21 protein-coding genes are annotated in these 15,249 nt (G+C 70.8%); 6 read left to right on the top strand and 15 right to left on the bottom strand.

Annotated features, from left to right (window positions below; translation table 11 throughout):
• Nucleotides 1-24: 24 nt before the first annotated feature.
• The 3 genes from OHV05_RS33850 to OHV05_RS33860 are packed head-to-tail and all read right to left on the bottom strand — an operon-like array spanning nt 25 to nt 1,614.
• Entirely contained in the window at nt 25-447 is a 423-nt protein-coding gene (locus tag OHV05_RS33850) for an arsenate reductase ArsC (RefSeq protein ID WP_405021129.1), read from the bottom strand.
• Between the two features lie 37 nt (nt 448-484).
• A complete protein-coding gene (locus tag OHV05_RS33855; protein ID WP_405021130.1) occupies nt 485-1,231 on the bottom strand; it encodes an aquaporin in 747 nt (248 codons plus the stop codon).
• Complete coding sequence (locus OHV05_RS33860) at nt 1,228-1,614, bottom strand: ArsR/SmtB family transcription factor (RefSeq protein ID WP_405021131.1); 387 nt, start codon at nt 1,612-1,614, stop codon at nt 1,228-1,230. The genes OHV05_RS33855 and OHV05_RS33860 overlap by 4 nt, the downstream gene beginning before the upstream one ends.
• An 88-nt stretch (nt 1,615-1,702) precedes the next feature.
• Between OHV05_RS33860 and OHV05_RS33865 the strand changes: the two genes are divergently transcribed.
• On the top strand, nt 1,703-2,131 hold the full coding sequence (locus OHV05_RS33865; RefSeq protein ID WP_405021132.1) for an ArsI/CadI family heavy metal resistance metalloenzyme: 429 nt from the start codon (nt 1,703-1,705) through the stop codon (nt 2,129-2,131).
• A 97-nt stretch (nt 2,132-2,228) separates the two neighbouring features.
• Here the strand turns inward: OHV05_RS33865 and OHV05_RS33870 are convergent, their stop codons facing one another.
• The 6 genes from OHV05_RS33870 to OHV05_RS33895 all read right to left on the bottom strand — a co-directional run bounded on the left by OHV05_RS33870 (nt 2,229) and on the right by OHV05_RS33895 (nt 5,790).
• On the bottom strand, nt 2,229-3,212 hold the full coding sequence (locus tag OHV05_RS33870) for a hypothetical protein (RefSeq protein WP_405021133.1): 984 nt from the start codon (nt 3,210-3,212) through the stop codon (nt 2,229-2,231).
• Complete coding sequence (locus OHV05_RS33875) at nt 3,209-3,724, bottom strand: SigE family RNA polymerase sigma factor (RefSeq protein ID WP_405021134.1); 516 nt, start codon at nt 3,722-3,724, stop codon at nt 3,209-3,211. The genes OHV05_RS33870 and OHV05_RS33875 overlap by 4 nt, the downstream gene beginning before the upstream one ends.
• A gap of 348 nt (nt 3,725-4,072) precedes the next feature.
• A complete protein-coding gene (locus OHV05_RS33880) occupies nt 4,073-4,456 on the bottom strand; it encodes a hypothetical protein (protein ID WP_405021135.1) in 384 nt (127 codons plus the stop codon).
• Nucleotides 4,457-4,857: 401 nt separating this feature from the next.
• Nucleotides 4,858-5,055 (bottom strand): hypothetical protein, encoded by a 198-nt coding sequence (locus OHV05_RS33885; protein ID WP_405021136.1) that lies wholly within the window; start codon nt 5,053-5,055, stop codon nt 4,858-4,860.
• Between the two features lie 217 nt (nt 5,056-5,272).
• Nucleotides 5,273-5,539, bottom strand: a complete 267-nt coding sequence (locus OHV05_RS33890; RefSeq protein WP_405021137.1) for a hypothetical protein — start codon at nt 5,537-5,539, stop codon at nt 5,273-5,275.
• The gene (locus tag OHV05_RS33895) at nt 5,536-5,790 is read right to left on the bottom strand and encodes a hypothetical protein (protein WP_405021138.1); all 255 of its coding nucleotides are present in this window, start codon (nt 5,788-5,790) and stop codon (nt 5,536-5,538) included. The genes OHV05_RS33890 and OHV05_RS33895 overlap by 4 nt, the downstream gene beginning before the upstream one ends.
• A gap of 351 nt (nt 5,791-6,141) precedes the next feature.
• Between OHV05_RS33895 and OHV05_RS33900 the strand changes: the two genes are divergently transcribed.
• Nucleotides 6,142-6,870: an SDR family oxidoreductase gene (locus OHV05_RS33900; RefSeq protein WP_405021139.1), complete on the top strand. Its 729-nt coding sequence runs from the start codon at nt 6,142-6,144 to the stop codon at nt 6,868-6,870.
• Nucleotides 6,871-7,419: 549 nt separating this feature from the next.
• Here OHV05_RS33900 and OHV05_RS33905 read toward each other — a convergent pair.
• From OHV05_RS33905 to OHV05_RS33915, 3 genes are all read right to left on the bottom strand, one after another.
• Entirely contained in the window at nt 7,420-7,566 is a 147-nt protein-coding gene (locus tag OHV05_RS33905; RefSeq protein ID WP_405021140.1) for a DUF6087 family protein, read from the bottom strand.
• A gap of 108 nt (nt 7,567-7,674) precedes the next feature.
• A complete protein-coding gene (locus tag OHV05_RS33910) occupies nt 7,675-8,109 on the bottom strand; it encodes an NUDIX domain-containing protein (RefSeq protein WP_405021141.1) in 435 nt (144 codons plus the stop codon).
• Between the two features lie 47 nt (nt 8,110-8,156).
• Nucleotides 8,157-9,527 (bottom strand): tetratricopeptide repeat protein, encoded by a 1,371-nt coding sequence (locus OHV05_RS33915; RefSeq protein WP_405021142.1) that lies wholly within the window; start codon nt 9,525-9,527, stop codon nt 8,157-8,159.
• Between the two features lie 123 nt (nt 9,528-9,650).
• Here OHV05_RS33915 and OHV05_RS33920 point away from each other — a divergent pair, with 123 nt between their 5' ends.
• Nucleotides 9,651-10,700 (top strand): NAD-dependent epimerase/dehydratase family protein, encoded by a 1,050-nt coding sequence (locus OHV05_RS33920; protein ID WP_405021143.1) that lies wholly within the window; start codon nt 9,651-9,653, stop codon nt 10,698-10,700.
• 65 nt (nt 10,701-10,765) lie between these two features.
• On the opposite strand, the gene OHV05_RS33925 is transcribed toward OHV05_RS33920, so the two are convergent.
• Nucleotides 10,766-11,644, bottom strand: a complete 879-nt coding sequence (locus OHV05_RS33925) for a glycosyltransferase family 2 protein (RefSeq protein ID WP_405021144.1) — start codon at nt 11,642-11,644, stop codon at nt 10,766-10,768.
• Nucleotides 11,645-11,674: 30 nt separating this feature from the next.
• On the opposite strand from OHV05_RS33925, the gene OHV05_RS33930 reads away from it, so the two are divergent.
• Both OHV05_RS33930 and OHV05_RS33935 read left to right on the top strand, forming a co-directional pair.
• Nucleotides 11,675-12,418, top strand: a complete 744-nt coding sequence (locus tag OHV05_RS33930; RefSeq protein WP_405021145.1) for a hypothetical protein — start codon at nt 11,675-11,677, stop codon at nt 12,416-12,418.
• Nucleotides 12,419-12,429: 11 nt separating this feature from the next.
• Nucleotides 12,430-13,788 carry a hypothetical protein gene (locus OHV05_RS33935; protein ID WP_405021146.1) on the top strand — a complete coding sequence of 453 codons (1,359 nt, stop codon included), beginning with the start codon at nt 12,430-12,432 and terminating at the stop codon, nt 13,786-13,788.
• A gap of 11 nt (nt 13,789-13,799) precedes the next feature.
• On the opposite strand, the gene OHV05_RS33940 is transcribed toward OHV05_RS33935, so the two are convergent.
• Nucleotides 13,800-14,291 (bottom strand): ASCH domain-containing protein, encoded by a 492-nt coding sequence (locus OHV05_RS33940; RefSeq protein WP_405021147.1) that lies wholly within the window; start codon nt 14,289-14,291, stop codon nt 13,800-13,802.
• Between the two features lie 95 nt (nt 14,292-14,386).
• Between OHV05_RS33940 and OHV05_RS33945 the strand changes: the two genes are divergently transcribed.
• Nucleotides 14,387-14,674 carry a hypothetical protein gene (locus OHV05_RS33945; RefSeq protein ID WP_405021148.1) on the top strand — a complete coding sequence of 96 codons (288 nt, stop codon included), beginning with the start codon at nt 14,387-14,389 and terminating at the stop codon, nt 14,672-14,674.
• A gap of 157 nt (nt 14,675-14,831) precedes the next feature.
• On the opposite strand, the gene OHV05_RS33950 is transcribed toward OHV05_RS33945, so the two are convergent.
• Nucleotides 14,832-15,170, bottom strand: a complete 339-nt coding sequence (locus OHV05_RS33950; protein WP_405021149.1) for a hypothetical protein — start codon at nt 15,168-15,170, stop codon at nt 14,832-14,834.
• Nucleotides 15,171-15,249 lie beyond the last annotated feature (79 nt).

Genomic DNA, 15,249 nt, shown 5'->3' on the forward strand with positions numbered 1-15,249 from the left:
GGGGCGGGAGGGCAGGGCGGCCGGTCAGGCGGCGGGTTCGATGCCGAGCTGGTCGGTGAGCAGGTCGCGGATCCGGGCCTCGATCTGGTCGCGGATCGGCCGGACCGCCTCGACGCCCTGGCCGGCCGGGTCGTCCAGCTTCCAGTCCAGATAGGTCTTGCCCGGGAAGAAGGGGCAGGCGTCGCCGCAGCCCATGGTGATCACCACGTCGGAGGCCTGCACCGCCTCGACGGTCAGGACCTTCGGGATCTCGGCGGAGATGTCGATGCCGACCTCGGCGAGGGCCTCGACCACCGCCGCGTTCACGCTCCCGGCGGGGGCGGAGCCGGCGGAGCGGACCTGCACCCGTCCGCCGCCGAGGTGGGTGAGGAACGCGGCGGCCATCTGGGACCGCCCGGCGTTGTGAACGCAGACGAACAGCACGGACGGGACGGCGGAACTGCTCACGGAACTGTCCTTCGGGTACGGGCCGGAGCCTGCGGGGTCAGTGGGCGGCCGTGGCCGGGTGGTGGTCGCCACGCGGGACGGGGATGTCCTCGGCGGCGGGCGCCGGGCGGCCGAACAGGGCCGCGACCAGCGCGAGGCCGACCACCAGTCCGGCGAGTTGGGCGGCGACGAACGGCAGCACCGAGGCGGGAGCGATGCCCGCGAAGGTGTCGGTGAACGCGCGTCCGATCGTCACCGCCGGGTTCGCGAAGCTGGTCGAGGAGGTGAACCAGTAGGCGGCGCCGATGTACGAGGCGACCGCGACCGGGGCGAACCGCGCGCGGTCGGTCCGGGTCAGGCCGAAGATCAACAGGATCAGGCCGGCGGTCGCCACGACCTCGCCCAGCCACAGGTGCGGAGCCCAGCGGTCGTGGGCCGACCACCGGACGAGCGGCTCGGCGAACATCGCGTCCGCCAGCACCGCACCGCCGATCGCGCCGACGGTCTGGGCCGGGACGTAGACCGCGACCTCCCGCAGGCTCGGCCCGTCCCCGCTCCGGCGGCCGGTCCACCAGGCGGCCAGGGTCACGGCCGGGTTGAAGTGGGCACCGGAGACCGGGCCGAGCAGCAGGATCAGCGCGCCGAGGCCGAACACGGTCGCGAGCGAGTTGGCCAGCAGCTGCACGCCGACGTCCTGGGACAGCTCGGTGGCCTGGATGCCGGAACCGACCACCACGGCGACCAGGGCGGTGGTCCCGACCAGTTCGGCCACGGCCCGGCGGGCCGGCGGCGGTGTCCCGGTCATCTGGATCCGCCTGCGGTGGCCGGGGTGGCCGGGGTTTCCAGGAGCGCGGACAGGCGGGTCAGTGCGGCGGGCAGCACCCAGTAGTAGACCCAGGTCCCACGCCGCTCGGACCCGACCAGCCCGGCTTCGCGCAGCACCTTGAGGTGGTGGGAGATCGTCGGTTGGGACACGTCGAACGGTCCCGTCAGGTCGCAGACGCACGCCTCGCCGCCCTCGTGCGAGGCGATCAGTGACAGCAGCCGCAGCCGTACCGGGTCCGACAGCGCCTTGAACATCTTCGCCAGGTCGACGGCGGCCGCCTCGTCCAGCGGCTCGCGGACCAGCGGCGAGCAGCACGCCGTGGCGTCGTCCGGCCCGAGCACCGGCAGTTCCAGATTCGACATGTGTCTATGTTGACATTCATCTATCCCGGGAGGCAAGCTCGCTGAATCGACAGCTGTCGAATCAAGGATCCGGATCGAGGAGACCACCATGTCCCGCGTTCAGCTCGCCCTTCGCGTCGCCGATCTCGAAGCCTCCGTCGCCTTCTACTCCGAGCTCTTCGGTACCGGGCCCGCCAAGCGCCGGCCCGGCTACGCGAACTTCGCCATCGCCGAGCCGCCGCTCAAGCTCGTCCTGATCGAGGGTCAGGAAGGCGAGGACACCCGGCTGGACCACCTCGGCGTCGAGGTCGGGAGCACCGGGCAGGTCACCGCCGCCGCCACCCGCCTCCGGGACGCCGGCCTGGCCACCTCCGAGGAGAACGACACCTCCTGCTGCTACGCCCTCCAGGACAAGGTCTGGGTGACCGGCCCCGGCCGGGAGCCCTGGGAGGTCTACGTCGTCAAGGCCGACGCGGACACCCTCGGCAAGAGCGCCCCCGGCAACTGCTGCACCGGCACCGAGGACCTCGCCTCCTGACGGAGCGGGCCGGGCGCCGCTGACCGCAGTGAACCTGCGTCGGCAACGAACCGTGCGGCCGGTGTCCCCCGGGGCACCGGCCGCACTGGCGTTTGCGCTACTTGAAGTCGGGGGTCACCTCGATCCCGTCCAGCACCTTCCGGATCAGCTCCTGCTCTTCGGGCGTCAGCCCCCTGAACGCGGCCTGATCGGAGCTGAGGCAGAGGTGGACGTCCCCCACCATCCGGCACTCGCCGTTGGACGGCTCGATCTGGTCGGAGGAGGGCGTGCCGTCCGGCTGCAGGTGGGTGCTGCGGGTGGCCACGACGGACATCCGCTGCCCGTCCACGTCGGCCGAAAGCCCCATCCACCAGTGGATCTCCCCGGCGCTGTTGGAGCGGATCAGACTCGCGCCGCGAGCCCGGACCGGGCCGAGCGCGTCGGCGAAGTGCACCGGCAGTGGCACCTGCACCGCCTCGACGGTCATGCCCGCCGCGACGCGCAGCACGTCCCGCTCCGACGCCGCGGTCCGCGGCAGGTACACCGTTTTGAGTTCGGCCCACCGTCCATCCCGGACCTGCCACCGCAGCAGGTAGCCACGCTCATCCGGCACGGCGGTGAGACTCTCGTGCATCAGCCAGTACGCGGGTCGGCCGTTCACCTTCGGAGCGTCCTGCAACTCGTACTTGCTCTCCGGCTCCGACCCACGGGGCGTCAGCGTCAGGGAGAAGGCGGGTTCGGTGGCGCCGTCCATCTGGACGCTCGCGTGCCCCCGGCCGTCCTCGACGGTGTACCCCAGGCCAGAGTGCACCCAGTCCGGCAGCCAGCCGAACCGTACGTTCATGGTGATCGAGCTCGGCCCCACGGTCGGGCTGACCGCCGGTGCCGGGGTCCCGTCGTGCCGGTCCCGGAGTCCGGCGCCCAGCAGGCCGACCGTCACCAGGACCGCCAGCGTCCCGGCGAGGCCGGACAGCCGGCGTCGCCGCAACCGGCTCCGCCCGAGGCGTCGGCCCAGCTCCAGGTCCAGTCGCATCTCCGGGGCGGGCTCCTCGGCAAGCTCGGCCAACCGCGCCGCCAGCTGCGGCATTTCGTCGTTGATCACGCCACTCCTCCGGGTGCACTGAAGGGTTCGTCCGTCAGGGTGCGGCGCAGCGTGTCGAGGCCGCGCGAGGTCTGGCTCTTCACGTTGCCCGCCGAGCACCCCAGCGCCTCGGCGGTCTGGTCCACCGTCAGGTCGCAGTAGTAGCGGAGCACCACCGTGGCCCGCTGCCGGGCCGGCAACGCCGCGAGTGCCCGCCGCAGATCCAGGGAGGCCTCCAACTCGCCGATCGGTGCGGCGCCGTCCACCACCGCCTGACCCCGTGCGGTCCGCCGCCACCACGAGGTGCGCTGCTCGGCGAGGAACGTGTTGACCAGTACCGTCCTGGCGTAGCCGTCCAGGTTGTCCGCCCGTGTGGCCCGGTGCCAGTTCACATAGAGCTTGGCGATGCACTCCTGCACCAGATCGTCCGCCCGGTGCCAATCAGTGCAGAGCAGGTAGGCCACCTTGCGCAACCACCCGCTTCTCGAGGTAACGAATGCCGTGAACTCGGCGTCGCGTGACACCTTCGCCATCGAGACTCCCCCCTTTCGGGCGGCACACAGGCGCACCCTGCCACCCTGATGTCGTCGGACCGTCGAAAGGTTGCACGCGACCTCGGGCCGTTCCCGACGGCCGGCCGACCGCTCCCGCCGCTGAGCGGGTCAGAGGGTCCGGGACCGGGCGACGGCGCCGGACCGCAGGCCCGACCTGCGCGGATCCGCTGTTGGCCGGTGGAATTCCGGTACGGGAGCATCCCTGCGGGCGGCTGACGGTGCGTCGACCCGACCCGGCGGTGGGCGCCTGCGATGGCGTGACAAACCGGCCAGGCCCTCGTACCGCCGTTGCGGTACGAGGGCCTGGCCGGTTTCGGGACGCTGTGGTTACGGCGCGGGCATCCACACGGAGTTGATCGGGCTGAGGTTGGTGTCCCAGTACTCCCACGGCTGAACGTCGTTGCCGCCGGGGCAGTTGGAGGCCCCGTAGCCGAGACACAGGTACGCGACGGCCCCACCGGTCTGGTTGTTGAACACCCGGTGGGAGCCCTCCATGTTGGCGAGGTTGTGGGCGCCGTAGTTCTGCCACTGGTAGACGATGCGGCTGTTCCAGCTCGCGTCGGCGTAGATGCACACCCAGCCGGTGCGGCACCCGGCGAAGTCGCCCTGGGAGGTCGGAGGGGCGGAACGGGCTTCGGCGGAGACGGTGCCGAGCACCAGCGAGGCGGCGGCGAAGCCCAGGGCTATCGCGGAGCGGAAGGTCTTACGCATGACATGTTTCCCATCGTCGGTATTCCAGGACGGACGCAACCAGTCGCGGCTGACCGCACCGTCGGCGCCTGTGCGGCTCGATCGGGCAACGGAGGGACGGCACCGTTGCCGCTGACTCGCCTGCGACCTCAGGTCACCGGTCGTCCCGGCGGGTCAGGACCCGTCCCCGGCCATCAGGTGCGGGCACGGATGTGTGCGGCAGACCTGGGGGCGCGGAGGCGGTGAGAATTCGATCGAGGCTCCCAGGAGTTGACCTGCCGGGTGTGAGTCTGACGACCGCATCAGTTCGTGGGAACCTATAACTTCATAGGACCAACCGCTTGCTCTGCGTGACGGCGTACCGCAGCTCACCGGGGGCCGGCAAAGCTCGGGGGCAGAGGGCAACGCGGCCGGGGGTTCGGTCAGCGGCCGACCAGGTGGCGGGAGGCGAGTTCGATCTCGGCGAGCTGAGCGGTGGTCAGACGCCGGGCCTCCAGGGCCGCGCCGGAACCAGGCTCGTACCGGTGGTGCGGCCGGTGGACCCCACATCGACCCTCCCGCCGTACCAGGGGCTGCGCCCGGATCGCGTCCAGCAGTCGAGGCCGGTTGACGGTGGGCATGACCGCCGTGTTGTGGACGACGGAGCGGACCGACCAGAGCCGATTGCGGGTGACCGGCGCCAAGCCGTCGGGGACCGGCTGCCGAGGAGTCGAGTGCTCGATGCTCCAGCAGGTGGGCAAGCAGTGCACGGAACCGGTCACCGCACGGTCGACGCCCGGTGGGTCTACGACGCCGCCGCCCCGGTCAGGGCCGGCTCTCGGTGAGCCGGAGGGGTGTTCACAGGATGGTGAGGGTGATGATCCACAGGTGCGGCACGGGTGGGTCCGGGAGCACGACGTAGTGGGCGATCGTCTCGGGCAGGACGATCTGCCGGATGCTGTCGTCCAGGTCTTCCCGGTCGCTCGGCGGCCAGGACCACGGGTCGGCCATCGCCTGTTCCAGCGCGGTCTGGAGCTGCTTGCGCTGCTCGTCGCCCAGGGCGGTGCGGATCAGCTTGCCGGCCTCTGCGGAGAAGCGGGCGCCGAAGCCGTGGTCGGCGCTCACCGGCCGAAGACGTCCTCGAAGCTCAGCGCGCCGTCCTCGGACCGGCCGGCCCGGTCCCAGGAGTGGTACGCGGCAGCGGTGTGAGCGGCCGCACGGGCGATCTGCGCCTCGCGGGTGCCCCGGGCGGCCAGGTGATCGGCCGTCAGGACCCTGGACAGATAGGTGTCGAGGTCGATACCCGCACGCTCCGCCTCCTGCTGGAGGTGGGCGACCAGCGCGTCGTCCAGATGGGTCGTCAGCTCAACCGTCATGGCCCGATGGTACTTGCCCCGGCGCCGGGAGCAGCAGGGCGCGTCGGTGGGTCCGGGGCCGTCGGCCGCAGGGTCGCCGCTCGCAGCGGGAGCGGCCGCCCGGGCCGTGCTGCGGCGATTCCACGGCGGTAGGTGCTCCTGGAGCCCGCTCGCCAACGTGGCCTGAGCGAACATCAGAGCCGCTCATCGGGATCGAGGTTCGCGAGTACGTCACAGTCGGCCCAGTCCTGGGAGTGCCGCAACGAGTGGTCGCATCCGGTCTCCCACTCCTGCTTCGGTCGAGGGGTTCAGCCGTTCGGACCGCACGGCTAGGCTGGTAATGATCAAGACCGGGCAGAAGGAGGTGTGCGGGTGGATCTCACCGGGCGCACAGTGGTGATCACCGGGGCCGGGCGTGGCTTCGGGCGGGCGTTGGCGTTGCAGGCGGGTCGGTCGGGTGCGCACCTGTTCGTGTCCGCGCGTTCGCCGGCTGCCGCTCAGACGGTGGCCGACGAGGTGGCGGCCGACAGCGGCGCGAAGGCTGACGCATTCGCCTGCGACCTGGCGGACCCGGCCTCCGTACGGGCGTTCGCCGACGGGGTCACGGCCCGTGCCGACCGGGTGGATGTGCTGGTCAACAACGGTGCCCGCTACCTGGTGGGCCCCGACCTGCTGGACGCCGACGACGTCGCGATCACCGACACCATCGCCTCCGGCGCCACCGGCACGGTCCTGACGGTCAAACACTTCCTGCCGCTGCTGCGCGCCTCCGTCGGAGCGGACGTGGTCAATCTGGTCTCCTCGGCCGCGGAGACCGGCAACCACCGCTCCCCGGCGCACCCCGCGTTCTACGCGGCCAAAGCCGCCCAGGCCGGCTTCGCCGACATCCTCTCCCACCGGCTCCGCCCCGAGGGCATCCGCGTCATCTCGCTCTACCCTCCGGACTTCACGGACGGCGACCCGCTCCACCCCGGCTGGGACCAGGCTTCCCGGACCGGAAGCGACCCGCTGACCGCCCGATCCGTGCTCGACTGCGTCCTGTTCGCGATCGGCCAGCCGCGCGACTGCTTCATCCGCTCCTTCCACTTCGAGCAGATGTAGGGGCTGCCACGCGCTGGTCCCACCAGTCGCCAAGGACGCCAAGGGCGTGTGAGGCAGGTACCCGTCGTCGAACAGCTGAAGCACCGGAACCGTGGCGACAGGTGCCAGTGGTCCGCGCATGGGAGAGCAACTCCGGGAAGCACCCAGCGACCAGCCGTCATCGCAGGACTACGCAGACACCCCGGCTCTCCAAGATTTCCGCGATGAGGTCGAACAGCAATGCCTCGCCCGCTGCAAGGTGAGTGGCGGGGCTGCGCGCCATTTGCCGGTCAGGCAGGCGTCCAGGGCGTCCAGGTTTCAACCGAAGTATCCGCCGGGCCCGTTGACGGCTTCACCCATCGCGGAGTAGGAGCTGTCCTCGTCAAGGTGGAGGTCGGGTCCGCCGTCGCGGTCAGCTGCGGGAGCTGATGCGGAGCCGTTCGTCGGCAGGTCTCGCGCCGTTGGGGTGCGCTGCCTCAGGGGGTGCGACGGTGCCGGCCGGCCTTCTTTGGCTTCGGTGTGCTGGTCGATCTGCCGCAGGCAGCCACTGGTATCCATCCCAGCTCATGATCAGACGGGGGGTGCGTCTCGGCGGACGTGCGCACCGCCTCCGCTGCTGCCGTTCCTGGAGACGGCTTTCAGTCTCCCGACCGGTCGGAGCTCGGCCTTGCGGCGCGCGACCCACTGCTCCGACGGTTCCTCGTCGTGGTCGTGCACTTCCTGCCCTCGTCTGATCGGTGGCCTGGCTGTACGACGTGGGTGCGTGGCCGGTGCTCTCGACTGGAAGCAGCGGCTCGCACCCGTCCCTTGCGGGAGCCCGCGACGCTACGCCGTGGCCAGCAGGCCGCCGGGTCCGGTCGCAGCAGCCAGCACGTCCTTGATCTGAGGCGGCATCAAGTTGAGGGCACCGATTGCTTCGGGGGTCAGGGGGACCTCCTCAAGGAGGTACTCGCCGCGGTCGTCCCGCTCGAACTCGGGCCCGGTGCGGTTGTCGAAGTCCCACGCGGTGACCCGCGCGACGTAGAAGTGCTCCGTCTCGCCAGCCGGGTTCGTCAGTTGGTGGAGGTGGCGCAGGACCTGGGCGTCGCCGGCGATCTCCTCGCGGACCTCGCGCAGCAGGGCCGCTTCGTTGCTGGTGTCGGTGTCCTCGACGCCACCGCCGACGAGGACCCAGTACGGGTCGACGCCGGGGCGGATGCGCTTGATCATGAGGGTGGTGCCCGTCGGGGTGACGAGGACGGCGCGGACGCGCTGCGGCATGGAGAACTCTCTCTCACGGTCGGTAAGTTGGGGGTGTTCGGCCCGGCTCAGCCGAGCATCGGGCTGGGCGGGACGAGTGCGGCGCGTTCGGCGAGCGCGGCGGCACCGACGATTCGGCGCTTGGCGTAGGAGGTCATGGTCGAGCGGAGCGTCGCCAGTTCTTTCCGGCTGCGGTCGGAGGTGACGTCGCCCGCGATGTCCAGGAACTGGGCCCACAGGGCGACGGCTTCTTCGTGACGCCGTTGCGCACCAACCGACTTGGCGATGTTGGCGATGGTGAGCGCGCGGGTGCGCTGGTAGGTCTCCGGGGCGCGGCCGGTCACGGCGGACCGGTAGTGCCGCTCGGCGGCACGGTGGTCGCCCATCTCGGTCAGCGTTTTGCCCATGTGGGAGGCGACGGTGGCGGAGACGGGGCCGGAGGCGGCGGCGTAGCCGGGCGCTGCGCTGCCGGCTCCGGCGAGCATCGCGTCCTCGGCCGCCAGCAGGGCTCGGGCGGCGTCCCGCCCCTGCCCGTTGGCGCCGTAGGCCCGGGCGGCCGTGACCAGCAGCAGGGCCTCGGTCTGGCGATCGACTTCTCCTCGGGCGCGGGCGAGCCCGGCTTCGGCGAGCTCGACGGTGTGGTGGGGCTGCCCGAGGTCGAGGGCCTGGTGGGTGAGGGCGCGGAGCATCCAGGCTCCGTGGCCTGCCGGGTCGGCCTCGCAGGCGAGTTGGAAAGCGAGCAGGTAGAAGCGTTGGGCGGCGCCTTCGCGGCCGACGTCGTGCATCTTCCAGCCGACGAGGGTGGCGAGTTCGGCGGCGGCTCCGTAGGCGCTGCGGCGCACGTCGTCGGTGGGGTAGGTGGCTTGGAGCATGGGGATGACGGTGTCGGTGAGGTAGGAGGTGACGGTGGTGAGGCCGTGGCCGCCTCCGAGCCGGTTGTCGGCGGTGCGGAAGGACTCGGTGAGCTGGCGGACGGTGGCGATCTCGGTGGTGCCGACTCGTCCGCCTGCTCGGGCCGCGCGCAGGGTAGCGGCGGCGGCCTGGTGGTCGTAGGTGAGCGGGAGTCCGACGGCAGTGGCGGAGAAGGCGAGGGCGAGGAAGTCGCGGCGGCGGTGCATGACCAGCCTCCCGAGGTCGGCGGCGGTTGCCAGGGGGTCGGCCGTGATGGCCTCCCCGATGCTGTCGGAGCCTGGACCGATCTCGGTGAGGGTGACCTTCCGGTTGAGCATTCTGGTGAGGGCTTCGGCAATGTACGTCGCTGTTCGGTCAGTTGGTGACCCGCCCGCGATCCAGGAGTGAACGGCCGAGGGCGCGGTGTACAGGGTCTGGCCTGCTTCGGTAGCTATCGCCCGGACCGCCTTCGCCAGGGATTGGTACGTGCACCCTGCTTCTTCGATGACTGCCGCGAGGGCAGCGTTCGGCGGCTTACGCACCGTCAATTTCCGCTCCCACAGGTGATCTTGAACGGATTGAACGAGGTGGGGGAGGAAACACCGTACCGCCCCTCACCCTCCCGGCGCTTCACTGAGGGCATCAACTCACCCCTTCGAAGAGGGAGATCCATGCCTGAGATGCCGTCGGACCCCCGTCTGCGTCAACTCGACAATGCCCGCGTGCTGGTGACCGGCGGAGGCGGCCTCGTCGGCAGCCGCATCGTCGCCCAGCTCTCCGCTCTGGGCGCGCAGCCGGTCGTCCTGGATCGGTTCGACGCCTACCCGCACCCGGTGCGCGACCGGTTCGGGGTGGACCGGCACGCTGCCCAGGTCGTGCTGGGGGATGTCCGGGAGCGGGCCACCGTGCGCTGGCTGGCCAACCGGGCCGACTTCGTGATCCATGCCGCCGCCTTCGCGGATGTCGCCGCGTGCACCCGCCGGCCGGACACGGCGTTCGCCGCCAACGTGCACGGCACCCAGACCGTGCTGGACGCCGTCGCCGACTCGGCGGTGAAGCGTCTGGTGTTCGTCTCTTCCGCCTCCGTCTACGGCGACGGCGCGCCCGGCACGGTGCCGCGGTTCTCCGAGGAGCAGCCGCTGACGCCGATCTCCGTCTACGCCAACACGAAGCTCTGGGGGGAGCACCAGGTGCGGCTGATGCTGCCCGGCACCGGCACGGAGCACGCGATCGTGCGGTACTTCTCGGTGTACGGCGAGCCGCAGGTGCCCAAGCCCGGGTCGCACTCGTGGATGGTGCTGTGGATGGCGATGTCCGCCGAGAGCGGGCTGCCGCTGCGGCTGAACGGCGGTGGCCACCAGGTGCGGGACATGGTGCACGTGGACGACATCGCCTCCGCGACGATCCTCGCCCTGGTCGCCGAGGAGGCGGCCGGGCGGACAGTCAACATCGGTACCGGGAAGCCGACTTCGGTGCGCGAGATCGCGGAGCAGATCGCCGCGCACTACCCCGGGGCCCGGTTTGTGGAGACGCCGATGCCCGAGGGGGACCCGCGCGGCGGCTACGCGGACACCCGGCGCGCGAGCGACCTCCTCGGGTGGAGCCCGACCGTCACGCTCGCCGACGGCATCAACCGCTACGTGGCCTGGCTGAAAGCCACCCCGGACGCCGTCCCGGACTGGTTCACCCAAGCGAGCACCCCGGCCGCGCTCGCGGCCTGACCGGCAAACCGACTGGTGGGTCGACGGACAGCTGCCCGTCGACCCACCAGCCCCCGGTACACCGGTCAGAAGATCGGCGGGCGGCCCAGCTGCGCCATACGGCGCACGGTGCTCCACCGCATCGGACGGCGCGGCGGGCACGCCACCCGCACGCCCTCGAAGAACCCGCCCCACCATGCCTTCAACCCGTCCATCGGCGGGCGGCGCAGCAGGGTGTAGGCGATCCAGGAGGTGAGGTAGACCGGCACGAGGAGTGCCGGGAGGTGCCGCTTGGCAAGCCAGACGCGGTTACGGGCGGTCATCCGGTAGTAGGCGGCGTGCCGGGCCGGGTCGGTGCGGGGGTGCTGGAGCACCATGTCGGCCCGGTAGTCGATGCCCCACCCGGCGTCGAGTGCGCGCCAGGCGAAGTCGGTCTCCTCGTGCGCATAGAAGAACTCCGCCGGGAACAGCCCGACTTGGTCGATCACAGGCATGCGGATGGCGTGGCCGCCGCCGAGGAAGGTGGTGACGGGGCCGGACTGCATCGGGTCGGATTTGCCGAGGCGGGGGACGTGGCGGCGCTGGGTGAAGCCGGTCTCGTCCGCGATCCGGAAGGACACGATGCCCAGCTTGGGGTTCTGCTCGAACGCCTCGCGGACCAGAGCGAGGGTGTCGGTCCTGGGGAGGAGGCCGTCGTCGTCGAGGACCACCAGCACGTCGGTGCCGCCGATCTCGCGCAACCGCTCGACGCCGGCGTTCCGGCCGCCCGGGATGCCGAGGTTCTCCGGCAGCTCCACCACGTCCACCCACCCGGGCAGTTCGGGGAGCTTGACGCCCTGGCCGAGCACCACGGTCCGCACGCCGGTATCGGCACCCTCCTGGGCCGCCACCGAGTCCAGCAGCGCGAGCAGCTCCGTAGGACGGTTGCCCATTGTCAGCACCACCACGCCCAGCGTGACGCCCATCGAACCGACTCCACTTCCAAGGGGAAATCCATGACCACGTCGACACCACGCTCGCTGCGGGAGCTGGCCGAGGCCGGGCAGCTCCCCGATCACCAGGTGATGGACCGTCCGACCGTGGACTGGATCGCCGGCCACCGGCCCGTCGACGCGGGTGTCGGGGCCACCCTGCCACACTGGCCGGTGCTGCTGGTACCCGAAGTCTCCTGGTTCGCCCGCACGGAGACGGCCACCTCCATCCACGGCGTGCTGCACGGCGGGCGGGTCGCCGTCCTGCTCCAGCTGCTCGCCGCGGACCAGGGCATCGCCCCGGAGTGGGCGGTGGCGATGGCCGCCGCTGCGGCCTGTCACGACTGCCGCCGGCGCCACGACCGGGCCGACCCCGGGCACGGCGAGCGGGCCGCCCACTGGCTCACTGAGCACCCCACTGTGCCGCAGGCGGCGTTCGGGTCCGCCGCCAGTCCTGAGGCGATCACCGCCGTCGCCCTGCACGACGTGCCCCTCCACGACTTCACCTCCGAGCAGGCCAACGCGTACCGACAGCACCGGACGGCGGTCGACCTGCTCAAGGCCGCCGATGCGCTCGACCGCTACCGCCTCCCCCTCCTGCGTTGGTGGCCCGACCTTGCCCTGCTGCGCGGCCAGGTCCCCGCGTGGGCCCCGGGGCTGGCCCACGACCTGGTCGTTCGCAGCGAGCGCGCCCTCCTCGACGGCGCGGACGCCACCGAGGCCCTCAACCACGCACTCCAGCTCATCCCCGCCACGACGACCGACTAGGAGAACACCCCGTGCGCACCTCGTGGGACCACGCCCACACCGACTTCAGCACCCCGCCCACCGACCGGCCGGTCCCGGCCGGGCTCGCCGACGCCGACTGGCACCACCGCATCGACCCGGCCCCCAACGGCCACCTGCTGCGGCCCGACGGCAACGCCATGCTCCGCACCCTGGCCTCCGGCGGCCCGGTCCACCTGCTGCACCTGACCCGCTCCCTCGACGCCATCCGCGACAGCGGCCGGCTCCTCGCCTCCACCGGCTGCCTGGTCGGCGCGGTCTACGCCTCCCCGCTTACCCCGCTGCCTGGCGGCGCTCTGCTTCCCCACAACCTCGGCGCCCACCTCCTCGACAACACGCGGGACCTGGACAGCAGGCGCGGCAGCACCCCGCTGGTCATCGAGATCACCCCCGACCGCCCGGCCCCGCCGGTCGGCCTGGACTACCTGCGTCTGGGCGCCGTCCACCTGCGCGCCTACACCTCCCACCGGCACACCCTGACCGAGGCCGAGGATGATCACGTCACCCGCTCCGTCACCGACCGGGTGCACGCTGCCGCGCCGCTGCTCGACCTCCTGCTGCGCACCGCCACCGGTCACCCCTCTCTCGAGCGGCTGCTCCTGGACGCGCTCGCCGATACGGTCCCGGTGATGCCGTACCTCGGGTACCTCTATTTCGAGACCGTCGCCGAGTACCTGATGCTGCACTCCACCAGCCGCACCAGCCGCGAACTCGCAGCCCGAGGCGAGATGAACAACCACCTCTACAAGAAGCTCGCCTTCACCGCCGTCGACGGCACGGGCACCCTGTTCGACGTCGGCCGCTTCCGCCCCGACCACGACCGGCTCCTCGAACTCGTCGCCTCCGTCGAGCCCGGCTTGGCCGACGGAGCCGGCGAGTTCGTTCGGGACCGCCTCGCTTACCGCTTCGCGGTGACCGCGCTCGCGCCCGCGACGGACACCATGACGTTCACCTTCCGGAGCGCGGACACCGACGTGCTGGCAAGGCAGGCCCCGCACCTGCTCGGCCAGCTGCTCTTCCGGGACGTCCGGCTGCTCGACCGCTACCCGCAGCTGTTCCACCTGTTCGAGCGCGCCAAGGCGGGAGAGGCATGGGCGTACTGGAACGAGCGGGGCATCGCGACGCCGTTCAACGGCACCTGCGGCCCCAAGGGCGAGATCGGCATCAACCCTGCCCACCCGACCGCCGCCGTGACCGTCTGGAAGGCGGAGATGTGCTCACGCGGGCTCGTCCACCCGATCGAGCAGGTCGCGGCCCTGCCCGCCCCGCGCCTGGCGCCCTGGGTGTTCGCTCCGCTCCGGGACCGCACCGAAGAGGATCGGTGGAACAACCGGACCGTAGCGCCTGCATGAGCCGGACCGGCTCAGGGCGTCGGCTGGCTGGTGAACTCGATGGCGAGCACACCGAGGGCTTCCCGTTCCGGGGAGTAGATGTCGCGCAGGGCGCGTAGCGCCCCGGCCTGGTCAGTGAGCCGGTTCACCGCAGGCAGCGGCTCGGCGGCGAGGAGTTCGGAAAAGCTGTCGTAGCGGGTAGCCCTGGTGACCCGCACCTCGATGTGGGTGGTCTCGTCGGTGGTGAACCGGAGGAGGTCCCCGTGCCGGATCGTCAGCTTCCTCGGCGTAGCGACTCTGACCTCGATGGTCTTCGTGCCGTCTGCAACGAGATCGAAGTACTGGGGCAGGAGATGCAGGTCGTGCACTGCAGGTTCGCCGTCCGCTTCCCGAACCGGATCAGTCGGGTGGGGGGTGACGGGTTCGTTCGCGGGGCGCGGGTTGGTGTCGCCCGGCGGTCCTACGGTGGGTTTCGGCTGCTTCAACTCTGCTCCGGGCTGGAGGATTTCGTCGTGTCGGTCCACCTGCCAAGCCTATGAGCCGCCACGGTCGTCTGTGGTCGTCCGCTGTGACTCGGCAGGCAACCTGTCGTGTCGGCACGGCATCTGTCGTCCAGGGTGTGACTGAGCACGCCATCGAGTCCTGGGACGAGCGATGGGAACCTGTGATGTTCTCACCGGATCGTACGGTCGGCGCCGTCGTGATCTCGCACCTGGGCTGCGCCGCCCGCCAGTGGCTGATCATCAGCGGTTCCGAGCAGGGGCGGATCTGGTCCGACAACCGGGTGGACGACGAGGACCTCACTCCGCTGCTGGACGAGCGCGGCGAGCCGACGACCTTTGCTCGGTGGTATCTGACGTGGCTCGATGTGAGCGAACGTCAACACCAGCAGGCCAGCCCCTCATAGCGTCTGCCTGCCGAACGATCGCCAGCCGCCAGATACCTCGCCAATTCAGCGGCAGTTGTCGTGCTGACCTGAGCAGAGAACCGCGTCAAGTACCACTGTTGGCGACAACTAGTGCACTGAGTCACATCCTTACTGGCTCAACTCCGGCACTACCACATCAGTCCCCGATGAACCACAAGTAGCTTCCCGGCGTCGTCGCGCAGGCCTTCAGCAGGGCAGCCAGGTCGGTCACGGCAGCGGTCTGTGTGGCGTCGGAGCACTGCTTCAGCAGTCCGGCGATCTCGCCTAGCGCGGCGTGCGCCTCCTGCTCGTTGAACTGGGTGTTGCCGCACGGATCCACCGAGCACAGCTTGCCGGGGCCGTTCACGTTGAGCCGTCCGAGGACCTCCGCCAGCGCCTCGCCGTGCTCGTACGAGCCCTGCAGGAGCGAGGCCCTGGACATGTTCCAGTTGCTTCGCGCCGGTCGAACGGAATGCACTTCGAGCTCAATCCCCATGATCGCCTCCTCGGCAGCAGTTTAGAGCGCCGCGCCGCACGCCCTGACGGTCCAGTTGCCGGCCCGACCAGGTCACTGG

The organism is Kitasatospora sp. NBC_00070 (genome assembly GCF_045041205.1).
Classification (GTDB): domain Bacteria; phylum Actinomycetota; class Actinomycetes; order Streptomycetales; family Streptomycetaceae; genus Kitasatospora.